Annotated in this window: 9 protein-coding genes; 3 read left to right on the top strand and 6 right to left on the bottom strand. The window is 54.0% G+C overall.

The genetic code is table 11. The features are described 5' to 3' along the window. Positions 1–879 (top strand): sensor histidine kinase (locus tag ACZ25G_RS09235; protein WP_463682250.1); only part of this gene is annotated, 879 nt, incomplete at its 5' end. A gap of 77 nt (positions 880–956) precedes the next feature. Next, positions 957–1544 (top strand): response regulator transcription factor, encoded by a 588-nt coding sequence (locus ACZ25G_RS09230; RefSeq protein WP_463682251.1) that lies wholly within the window; start codon positions 957–959, stop codon positions 1542–1544. A 233-nt stretch (positions 1545–1777) separates the two neighbouring features. Here the strand turns inward: ACZ25G_RS09230 and ACZ25G_RS09225 are convergent, their stop codons facing one another. From ACZ25G_RS09225 to ACZ25G_RS09200, 6 genes are read right to left on the bottom strand one after another with little or no spacing between them, the layout of a single operon-like run. Continuing rightward, the gene (locus ACZ25G_RS09225) at positions 1778–2185 is read right to left on the bottom strand and encodes an ATP-binding protein (protein WP_463682249.1); all 408 of its coding nucleotides are present in this window, start codon (positions 2183–2185) and stop codon (positions 1778–1780) included. Further along, entirely contained in the window at positions 2178–3812 is a 1635-nt protein-coding gene (locus ACZ25G_RS09220) for a SpoIIE family protein phosphatase (RefSeq protein WP_463682248.1), read from the bottom strand. Before ACZ25G_RS09220 ends, ACZ25G_RS09225 begins: the two co-directional genes overlap by 8 nt. Next, entirely contained in the window at positions 3809–5479 is a 1671-nt protein-coding gene (locus ACZ25G_RS09215) for a GH3 auxin-responsive promoter family protein (RefSeq protein WP_463682247.1), read from the bottom strand. The genes ACZ25G_RS09220 and ACZ25G_RS09215 overlap by 4 nt, the downstream gene beginning before the upstream one ends. 17 nt (positions 5480–5496) lie before the next feature. Further along, positions 5497–7020, bottom strand: coding sequence for an MATE family efflux transporter (locus ACZ25G_RS09210; protein ID WP_463682246.1), 1524 nt, complete (start codon positions 7018–7020; stop codon positions 5497–5499). After that, positions 6989–7252 carry a hypothetical protein gene (locus ACZ25G_RS09205; RefSeq protein ID WP_463682245.1) on the bottom strand — a complete coding sequence of 88 codons (264 nt, stop codon included), beginning with the start codon at positions 7250–7252 and terminating at the stop codon, positions 6989–6991. The genes ACZ25G_RS09210 and ACZ25G_RS09205 overlap by 32 nt, the downstream gene beginning before the upstream one ends. A 19-nt stretch (positions 7253–7271) precedes the next feature. Further along, complete coding sequence (locus tag ACZ25G_RS09200) at positions 7272–7568, bottom strand: anti-sigma factor antagonist (protein WP_191482596.1); 297 nt, start codon at positions 7566–7568, stop codon at positions 7272–7274. Between the two features lie 399 nt (positions 7569–7967). Between ACZ25G_RS09200 and ACZ25G_RS09195 the strand changes: the two genes are divergently transcribed. Beyond that, positions 7968–10649 (top strand): ATP-binding cassette domain-containing protein, encoded by a 2682-nt coding sequence (locus ACZ25G_RS09195; protein ID WP_463682244.1) that lies wholly within the window; start codon positions 7968–7970, stop codon positions 10647–10649. Position 10650 lies beyond the last annotated feature (1 nt).

Genomic DNA, 10650 nt, shown 5'->3' with positions numbered 1-10650 from the left:
GGCGGCGCGGCTGTGCTCATCTTATCCATCCTGCTAGAGGCAACTTATGTCAATCATAGTTCCGTTGTCAGCCATTACGGAATCATGCCCGGTGGGATGCTGATATTTGATCTTCTTATTGCGATGTCAATCAGCCTGCGTTCCAAGGCGCAGGAGGAAGCACTGGCGGAAAGCCGTAGCCGCAGCGAACTTCTGGAGCGGATGAACGCTATGAATCTGGATTTTTTGCACCAGGTGGCCCACGAACTAAAAACACCGCTGACCGTCATTTCCGGTTATGCCCAACTGACCGGCCTGCAAATGTCCACCGGTCATATTAGTAATGAAACGCCAGAAAACCTAAAGGTCATCCGCAATGAGGCTTTACGGCTGGCCGATATGGTGAACAACCTCATGGAATACACCTATGGCAGAACTACCGAAGCCCAATTTGCTACGGTGGAGGTAGGACCACTCTTGGAAAGCACCCGGGCCATCTGTACCCCTATGTGTCTGAAAAACAGCAATCGTGTGGACACGCATAATGAAAACTGCGTGGCAGTCTATGGCAGTTGGGAAATGCTGTTGCAGGTCTTCATCAACTTGGTGGTCAACGCCAACCGTCACACCCAAAACGGTGTCATTACCATTAGTGCGTCAGATCAGGAATGCCGGGAGTATGTAGTGTTTCGGGTGGAGGATTCCGGCAGCGGGATAGATGATAAGATTCTCCCCCATATTTTTGAGAAGGGCTACAGCGGCGATGGCGGGAGCGGCCTGGGGCTGGCCATCTGCCGGGAGGCCGTAGAGGCTCACGGGGGGAGCCTGAAGGTGGAACGTACCGGCCCTGAGGGTACAGTCTTTGCGTTTACAGTGTTAAAAAGGGAGGCAGAGCCATGAGTACAATCCTTCTGGTGGAGGACAACCCACACATTATGAAGATCAATGCCGAGGCCCTGACCATGTACGGCTAGGAGATTCTTCAAGCGGCCACCGCCCGGGAATGCCGCCAGGCTTTGCGTTGGCATCCAGTGGATCTGGTGGTGCTGGACATTATGTTGCCTGACGGCGATGGCGTAGAACTATGCCGGGAACTAAAAGAACAGTACAACATCCCCATTTTGTTTCTCAGCGCCCTGGGAGAGAGCCGTGACGTGGTGGAGGGCTTACGGGCGGGGGGAGACGACTATCTGGCCAAGCCCTACGACTTAGAAGTGCTGGCTGCACGGATTGAAGCAAGGTTGCGGCAGGAGCAGGCTAGAAGCCGCTATGCCAGTTATGGTAGCCTGAAGCTGGATATTTTCTCCGACTGCGGTTACCTGGGTGGCGTCGACCTACAGCTGACACAGAAGGAATTTGCCGTATTGCTTCTACTTGTCCGCAACGTGGGAAAAACCGTCTCCAAACAGAAGGTTTTGATGGAGGTGTGGAACACCGACCAAGAGGATGACAAACGGGCTCTTTGGACGCTGATTTCCCGGCTGCGTCGGAAACTCAACAGCCACAACTCCCGCATCGAGATCTCCTCCAAGCGAGGAGACGGCTATACATTGGAGCTGATATGACGCCCAGGCGGCAAGCTTTGCGATTTGTTAAAGTTGGTCGCCTGAAATTTCTGTCATTTACGATAATATGAGGGGTTCCTTTACCCTTGGATGCTTTCATAAAAGCTGGCGGAAAAGCAGTGCTATCTCTGCCCATTTGTTAGAAAAACAGGATAGAAAAGAGGGGGAGCTTTCTTTGGAGAAAGCTCCCCCTCTTTATAAATTTTTCATAAGAAGATAAAGGATGATGGTTATTATCCTTTTTTCCGCAGAGTTAAGATGTTCTTTCCATCCCGATATTCATATTGGATATCATCCATCAGCTTTTTTGCCATGAAGATGCCTAAGCCGCCAATCTGCCGCCGCTGTGCATCCAGCGTCACGTCAGGATCCTGCCGGTCCAGAGGATTATAGGGGCGGCCCCGATCAGCAAATCCCACAAGAATCTGGAAGGGATCACCGCCGGCCTCACAACGAACACGGGCCTCTCCCACATATGGGTGGTAGGCATAGCGGGCGATGTTGACAAAGATCTCCTCCACCGCCAAATCCACCTGCGTCATTAGCTTCAGAGGACAACCGGCCTGTTCCAGCTGCTTGTCCACAAAAGCGAGAACAGTATTCAAATTGTCCAAGGTCGCCGCTACGGTGATCTCAGCCATTCTCATCCCTCCCGGTGATCTTATTGATCCGGAGCAACAACATGGTGATATCGTCTGCCTGCTCTGCCCCGGCGGCAAAAGCGGCAATATCGCCATGCAAGAGCTTTAGTTGCTCCTCCAAGGATTTGCCTACCAGATCCGCCCCTTTGAAAAAGGCCTTAAGACGCTCCTCGGAGTACAGGACGTTGTTTGGGTTTAGCGCCTCTGTGACGCCGTCGGTGTAGAGGAAGATGCAATCCCCTGGATGGAAAATGATCTCCTGCTGCTGATAGTGAACATCCTCCATCCCTGCCAGAACGAAGCCGCGCTTACTGGGCAGCCAGTGGTAGGGTTGTGCCTCCAGGGCGACCAGAGGCGGATTGTGTCCGGCGTTGACGTAGGTAAAGCGGCCGGTGGAAATCTCCAGGACGCCTAGGAAGGCTGTGACAAACATTCCCGACTCGTTGTTCTCACACAACTGGTTGTTCACCGTCTCAAAGACACAGCTGGGATCCATACCGGCCTGGGCGTGGTTCTTAATGAGGGTCTTGGCAATGACCATAAACAGGGCCGCAGGCACACCCTTTCCCGATACGTCGGCTATTACCACCGCTAAGTGGTCCTGATCCACCAGGAAAAAGTCATAGAAATCGCCGCCCACCTCTCTTGCCGGGGTCATGGTGGCGTAAATATCGAACTCATCGCGCTCCGGGAAGGGGGGGAAGATTCGAGGCAGCATATCCGCTTGGATCTGGGTGGCCACATTCAGTTCCGCTCCAATACGTTCCTTTTCCGCGGTGACGGCGGTGAGGTTTTCCACGTATTGTACAATATCCGTTTCCATCTTTCCGATAACCCGTGCCAAGGCGCCGATCTCGTCTTTTTTGCGGATCTGCTCTAACAGATCCAGCCGAGCCACGTTGTCCTCAGCGAAGCGCTGGGCCTCTCCAGCAATGGTAAGGATAGGTGAGACCACCTCCTTGCGGAGAAAACCGATATACGCCAGAAGGAACAGGGCCACCGACAGTATTGTAATCCCCATGACGTTCCATACATAGGTCCTCCGGGCGTTGTCTAAGGCCGTCATAGCCTTTTCCACTCCCAGAAAGGCCACGACCTTCCCACTGGAATCCTTTACAGGAATCCCCGCAGTGGTGTGGGCGCCAGAGGCTTCGGTGTAGGAATAGAAGTAGACCGCGCTGCGTTCCCCTGTGGTCATGATCTGTTCTACCTCTTCCTGGTAGGCTGGGTCCATATCCTGGGCAGTGTAGCCCAGCTCATAGCGGGTAAATCCAGTATCTGGGTGTACGGCGTCAAAGATATAGGTACTGGTGGTGTAGTCGTTGGAGAGCTGGGTCACATAAATGAGATAGCTGTTGGTAGAGAGCACCAGAGCGTCCAGTTCGGCTTGAATTTCCAGATAGGCCTCGTCAATCTCCCCAGTCTCCAGATAATACTCCAATCGGTCTGGATCGAGATATGTCTTGGCAGTCTCCGCAGTTTCATAGGCGGAACGATTGTACTCGTCCTCCAGCACCATGGTAAATTGCTTGTAGCCCATATAGCTGATGGCAGTGCACAGCAACACGCTCAGAAGCAGCACGCTAATAATGAGTTTTATGGAGAGTCCTGAGATCTTCTCGTTCATCTTTCCCTCATTTCCTCAAATTTATCCGCCTCAGCGGCAAAAAAACATAGGCTTTCCTCTCCCCGCAAAATTTGCACGGGTTTGTACTGAGCCATCGTCCGGCCACGGCGAGCCATGGCTACCTCATAGCGCTGAAAACTGCCGGGGGGCAGAAAGCGAACACGGACCGGTCCGATATCTCCCATAACGCGGCAACCTTGATAGCCCAGGCTTATCTCTCGCAGGCACTGATCCAGCAACGGCCCGGCGTTTTCCAAATAGGGGCTCTCCAAATAAACGAGGTATCTACCCGGCCGAAGAGAGTAATCCTCCTGAGCACAGAAGGCGGTGACAGAAAGGCCCGTACGTTCTTGGAAGCGCCACATGGCATCTCTCAGTTGCTCGGTGTTCAGCTTCTCGTCCGCTACATTTAAAGCCTGGTTCATCCGATAACAGAAGCGGACAACCGGAGCCTGCCCCCAAAAGCCTACCACTTCCAACACATCCCGCATCCGGTAACGATAAAGGCCAGAGTGGTTGGTAAAGACAAGTTCGTAGCGCTCCCCCACCTCCACCTGCCCTATGGTCTTGGGCAAACCCATCTCTCCAGAGACAGGCAGAAACTCGAAGAATCCCGCCTCTGGCAGCAGGATGTAGGCGTCTGGTACATTTACTCCCGCCGCTATGCTGAGAAAGCCCTCTGAAGCGCCATAGATAAAGTGGTGAATGGGTACAGATTTCGCATAGAGTTCCATCGCGCGGGTATAAACAGGAAAGTTCTCCCCTCCAATGCCTAGAATATACCGGATATCGGGCCAAATCCGTCGTACCATGTCTTCCGGCTGGAGATCCGGCCGAAGCGGGCTTAATTCCTCCGCTCGTCGAGGGTCTGGAGGCAGCCAGCCACGAAGTTTCCGCCGCCAATGGGCGTCCAGAGGGATGCTGTCGTCTATCGTCCCCGTCGCCATATCCCGTAACAGTAGGTTCCAGTGCTCCCGAATGTAATCCAGAACGCTCACCGCCCGGTGAAGGAAGACGCTGTGGATGGCGGTAAGTTTTCTCTCCGCTAGAGCAAAGCGAACTTTCACATAGGTCAGATCCTCCACCCGCTCCGGGAAAAGGACTTCCTTGGGCACGCAGTAATCGGAAGCATCAAAACCTCCCGCGCGATCTAACCACTGATATAAAGAAGCGGAGCGGACACCACACATCTGCCCCCCTGGAAGATAGGTCTTAGCGAACTCACCCACCTGGAATATCTTCCCAAATAACGCCTCTGGCGGCAGTTGAGGAAAGTACTCCTCCACCATGCCGTAGACGCCCCAGTGGATATACTCATAGTGGATGCCCATATCCGTCTCCGTCACAGGCACGTATTTGGGGGTGCCGGTGCTTCCAGAGGTAATGGCGAAGTAAACCGGCTCTTCCATTGTCAGCTGACAGGTACCGCCGGAGAGAAGAGCTTGGATGTAAGGCTCATAGTCTTGGTGACAGGAGAGCGGGACTTGTTCCTGAAATTCTGCCAAGGAATGGATGCGGGAGAAACCATAACGCGTGCCGTATTTTGCGGCGGCATTTTGCCGCAATATGGTCCGCAGCTGCTCCTGCTGGATTTTCTGGGCACCGGCTGCGGCCTGCCGCAGCTTGGCCATAGCCGCCGCTCCCGGCGAAATGTAGTCCATCTTCATAGTAGTTCTCCTGTCGCTTAGAGCAAAAGCTGTACTGTGTTCACCCCGAAGGTCCGTTGATACACCACCTGTTTCATCATACCGGTGATGAGCTGGATGCCCAAGTCTTCTTCGCCATGGAATTCACGATGGTCGAAGGGGTCATAGGCCCGTCCGTCATAACGGATGCGGATGCCCATGGCCTCCCCCACGGAAAAGGCTCGCACATCAAAGCGGACAGCGGTATCCGGATTCTTCTGGACAATCATGGCCATAACCTCCTCGATGGCTAGGCTAAAGCGCATGACCTGCCGAGAATCCATCCGATTTTCCCGGCAAAAGTCGGCGATCTTTCCGCTGGCCTCACAGATATGCTCTGTGTCTCCGACCACAGAGAAGTTGATCACCTGTCCGCTCTCCTCCAAGGACCGATCCATCAGCAGGTACCGAGTCCACTCCGGGTGCCGCCTATGGTAGAGGGAAACGGCGAAATACCACAACGCCAAGGTAGCAGCCTCGCTGAGGGCCAGGAACCACCAAGGGCTCATGCCAAGGGTCAGGGCGATATACAGGCTTATAGCGGCAGCCAAAAAAACGCGGCAGAGGATGAGGGCATTCGCCCAGCGGACATGACCGGTGATGTTGTAGTACCCGGAGAGTACACTACATCCTAAGGCCGGGAACATACCAACGGAGAGGCACACCATGGCAAAGCGCAGGGAGCCATCGGGCAGGCCGTAGGCAGAGGCGATGGCATCGGCGGCAAGGGTCACCGCGACAGCAAAAACTCCGCAGCAGAAAAAGCCGGTATACAGCTCCCTCCGAATCAGCAGGGCGGCGCTGTCGTTATCCCGCTCACCGCTATATATACCCAGCATGGCAGAAGCGGCCTGAGGTACTCCATCCACTACCGACAAGGAAAAGGCACTAATACAGTTGACGGCGGTAAAAGCCGCTACCAATTCGCTGCCTCCCGCCCACAACAGCAGGGCGTTCACCGTCAACATCCGCAGGGTCTGTAGGAGATTGTTCAGGGCGGAAGGGCTGCCCGTTGCCGCGATTTCCTTCCATTCCTTCCGGGTGGTGACCCAGGAGGATCCCAGATGGAAACTGCTGTTCTGATCACATAACCAGAAAAAGCCCAAAGCACATGCCACAGCTGTCGCGATAACGCTGGCCAAGGCCGCTCCCCCGATTCCCATATCCATAGGGTAGAGAAAGAGAAGATCCAGGGCTATATTCCCGCCCCCCATGACCAGCATCATCCTGGCCACCAGCTTTGTACGCCCATCTATGCGCAGGAACCAGAAAGGAATATAGATCAGAATCTTTGGCAGCGCTCCAATTAAAGTGATGAAGTTATACTCCCGCACTAAGGGACGGATGGCCGGGTCCGGGCACAACAGGGCAGAAATCGGGCCGCTGAGGGCAAGCCCTATCGCCGTCGTCAGGCAAGATGCGGCTAGGCAGGACCAAATCGCCGTGTGGTAGAGCCTCTGGCTCTTCTCCTGCTGCCGGCGTCCAATGGCCTTAGACGCCTGGATAGCAGTACCGGAGACCAAAAAAAGAGCCCACCACACACAATACCAGATACACAGGGACACACAGACTGATCGCAGACAGGCCATCCGTGCCGATCCGTTGCCCTACCAGAATCCCGTCCGTCAGGATGTTGATATTTTCACTGAGTATGGACAGAACACAGGGAAGAAGGCTCCGATGAAAGGATCTACGCAGAAATACCTCGTCCTGTTTTAAATTACCGCTCTGGTTCTGTGTCGCTGTACCAGCCATGTAGATCTCCTTCTCCGTATCAAACGATGGTCAGAATATCCACAAATCCGGTGATCTCAAAGACCTCCATGATGGTCTCATTGACATGGTGGATGGTCATCTTCCCCTGTTTATTCATGGTCTTCTGTGCTGACAGCAGCACCCGCAAGCCTGCGGAGGAGATGTACTCCAAACCGGAAAAATCCAGCTCAAGCTCCGTAACGCCGGGGAGTGAAGCTTTAAGTTCCGCCTCCAGCTGGGGGGCCGTATTAGTATCTAAACGTCCCTCCAAGGCGATACGCAGGGTACTGTCTGTCGCGTTTTTTGTGATAGTCATGACGCTTCCTCCCATATGTTTCGTTCTTCCCGCTGGTGCGGGAGGAGGGTTTCAATGTGGGTTTAGGGGGCAGCGGAATGATCCTAGACATGACTCTCCCAAGCTTCCCGAGAACCATCTCACGTAGGTCTCTCCTTCCGCTGAAAAAATTAAAAATACCCTTTCTATCTTATCATTATAACACAAAAAAGAGCGCGAACCTTACAAAATTGTAAAGTAGGCTATCGGCTACAGCTAGTATGGTATATTTCTATTATATATAATGTGGTTTGTTTTGGGGATGTGCCGAGGGAGTTACTGATCCCGGTCGAACACGCCCCTGATGACGGATCCTGCCCTAGCATCAGGGCGACATGGAAATTACCCTTTGGGGTGGATACCTGGAGAGGAGTGATCAATATGAGAGCTGACAGGATCTGGAGAAAAAGAGCGCTCGCCTGGCTGATGTGCGTAGTGTGTCTGACAACGACCGTCTACGGCAGTTCGGATGGCGATTCAAGCACAGACAGCAGTGGGGCCATCAACTTGAACTCACCGGATGCCGTAATTGCCGTCGAGGTGGGCACCACCACCGAAAGCGATGCCCGCAGCGCCTATCCAGACGCCCAGATCATATATGTAAATAGCGCGACCGACGGCCTTCTAAACGTCACCTCTGGCAAGGCTGATGCCTACGCTATGAACTTGACGGCCTACGAAAGCAGCGTTAAGTCCCAGCGTAACGATGTAACCCTTCATCCTGACGGCGTAGTGGGAGAAGGCGGTGATGTGGTGGTGGGCATCAGCCCTGTGACTGACCTGCCCAACGCGGCGGAACTTATCAACGGTTTTATCGCTGAAATCAAGGCAGACGGTACCCTAGACGATATGAATCGTCGGTGGGAGACGGAGCACGACTATACTATGCCGGATATTCCTGTGCCAGAAAATCCAGAGTTTACCATCAAGGTGGGCACTACCGGCGCCGCAGAACCCTACTCCTTCTATCAGGATAACGAGCTGGTGGGCTTTGACCTAGAGCTTATGTACCGTTTTGCCAACTGGTGCAACGCGGAGTTAGTCATCGAGGTATATGACTGGTACGGCATCATGCCTGCCTGTACCTCAGGCAAGGTGGACTACATCATGTCCAACCTCTTTGCCACAGAAGAACGGCGGGAGGCCATGAATTTCTCCGACCCCTACAAAGAGGTCCGAACTGTCATGGTCATTGCCAACGCGGAGCAACCGGCCGCGGAGGGATTCATAAACGGAATCATATCCAACTTTGAAAAGACCTTTATCCGGGAAAACCGTTGGCAGATGATTCTCAGCGGCCTACTGGTGACCTTGGAGATTTCTCTCCTTTCAGGGATTTTTGGAACGGGTCTTGGTTTTGGCCTGTGTCTCCTGCTGCGCAGTCGGCACAAGGCGGTGTCTGCTACGGCCAGAGGGTTCTGCCGGATCATGGAAGGCATACCCAACCTAGTGGTTCTTCTCATCGTGAACTTTGTCATCTTTGCCTCCTCCGACATTGACCCTGTGGCTGTGGCGGTGATCTCATTCTCAGTCATCTTCGCTGTGGCTGTAGCCGGCACCCTAAATACCGGCATCAATGCGGTGGACAATGGACAATGGGAGGCGGCATCGGCTCTAGGCTTCAGTAAGATCACCAGCTTCCTCCATGTAATTCTTCCCCAGGCTGTCCGTCATGTACTTCCAATTTATAAAAGCGAAGTGGTGGCCATGATCAAGATGACCTCCATCGTTGGCTACATTTCTATCCAGGACCTGGCTCGGGCCGGAGATCTGATCCGTAGCCGCACCTTTGAGGCGTTCTTCCCTCTAATCGCCATCGCTATCATCTACTTTGCCATCTCTTCTGCTGTGGCGGAGGCCATTGGCAAAATTGAGCTGAACATCGATCCCCGCCACCGTCCCCGACGGCTGCCCAAAGGCGTGATCGTTAACGAGCATCCGACTGTTCCAGCAGCACCGTCCAAGAAATTTGAGGGGGGCGAGCTTATCCGCATCGAGCACCTCAAAAAGGCATTCCCCAACGTCACCCCCCTTACCGACGTGAACACCTCTATCCATCAGGGAGAGGTCATCACCATCATTGGCCCCTCCGGTACCGGCAAATCCACCCTTCTCCGCTGTGTCAACCGGCTGGAGACTCCAACCGAGGGAGCCATCTTTGTCCATGGAGAAAATATCTGTGACAAAAAGGCGGACCTCAATGTCCTCCGCCGCCGCATGGGGATGGTCTTCCAGCAGTTCAACCTTTTTGAGCATCTGACCATTATTGAGAACATCATGCTGGCGCCCACCCTGATTCGGAAGGTTTCCCGGCAGGAAGCCTATGAAAAAGCTATAGAGCTTCTAAAGGCTGTCGGTATGGCAGAGAAGGCTCTCAGCTACCCCGACGAACTTTCCGGCGGCCAGAAGCAGAGGGCGGCTATCGCCAGGACCCTGGCCATGGAGCCGGAGATCGTCCTTTTTGATGAGCCAACTAGCGCTCTAGACCCCACAATGGTAGGGGAAGTCCTCACGGTCATCCGTCAGCTGGCAGCCCAGGGGCTCACCATGATGCTCGTCACCCACGAGATGAAGTTTGCGCGGGATGTGTCCTCCCGGGTATTCTACATGGACCAGGGTGTGATCTATGAGGACGGGTCTCCTGAGGAAATTTTCGAACATCCGCAGCGTGATCGTACACGGGCTTTTGTCAAGCGGCTGAAGGTCCTCTCGTTTACCATCACCAGCCCAGACTACGACTTCATCGCCGTTACCGAGCAGCTCCAGCAGTTCGGTGAAAAACAGCTCATGCCCCGTCGCCAACTGGATAATATGCGCCGGGCGTTTGAGGAAATTTGCGCCACCAACGTGATTCCCAACAGCGCCGGCGACTATGAACTGCACGTCACTGCCGAATATTCCGAGGAGACTGGCAAGGCTCAGATGCGCTTTGTCTGGGGCGGCGCGCCCTTCAACCCCCTGGAGGAGGGGGATGCGCTCTCCATGAAGCTGCTGAAAGGCTACTTCTCTGAGACAGAATACCGGTACGAGAACCATGAGAATGACCTGACTGTGTCCCTATAAT

The sequence above is a fragment of the Zongyangia sp. genome (genome assembly GCF_965361945.1).
Note: the sequence above shows the minus strand (reverse complement) of the source record. Positions and strands in the feature narration are given on the sequence as shown.

Coding starts and splice junctions, on each gene's coding strand:
- ACZ25G_RS09225 (WP_463682249.1), bottom strand. CDS start 2,185: ATGGCTGAGATCACCGTAGCGGCGACCTTGGACAATTTGAATACTGTT.
- ACZ25G_RS09220 (WP_463682248.1), bottom strand. CDS start 3,812: ATGAACGAGAAGATCTCAGGACTCTCCATAAAACTCATTATTAGCGTG.
- ACZ25G_RS09205 (WP_463682245.1), bottom strand. CDS start 7,252: ATGGCTGGTACAGCGACACAGAACCAGAGCGGTAATTTAAAACAGGAC.
- ACZ25G_RS09215 (WP_463682247.1), bottom strand. CDS start 5,479: ATGAAGATGGACTACATTTCGCCGGGAGCGGCGGCTATGGCCAAGCTG.
- ACZ25G_RS09195 (WP_463682244.1), top strand. CDS start 7,968: ATGAGAGCTGACAGGATCTGGAGAAAAAGAGCGCTCGCCTGGCTGATG.
- ACZ25G_RS09200 (WP_191482596.1), bottom strand. CDS start 7,568: ATGACTATCACAAAAAACGCGACAGACAGTACCCTGCGTATCGCCTTG.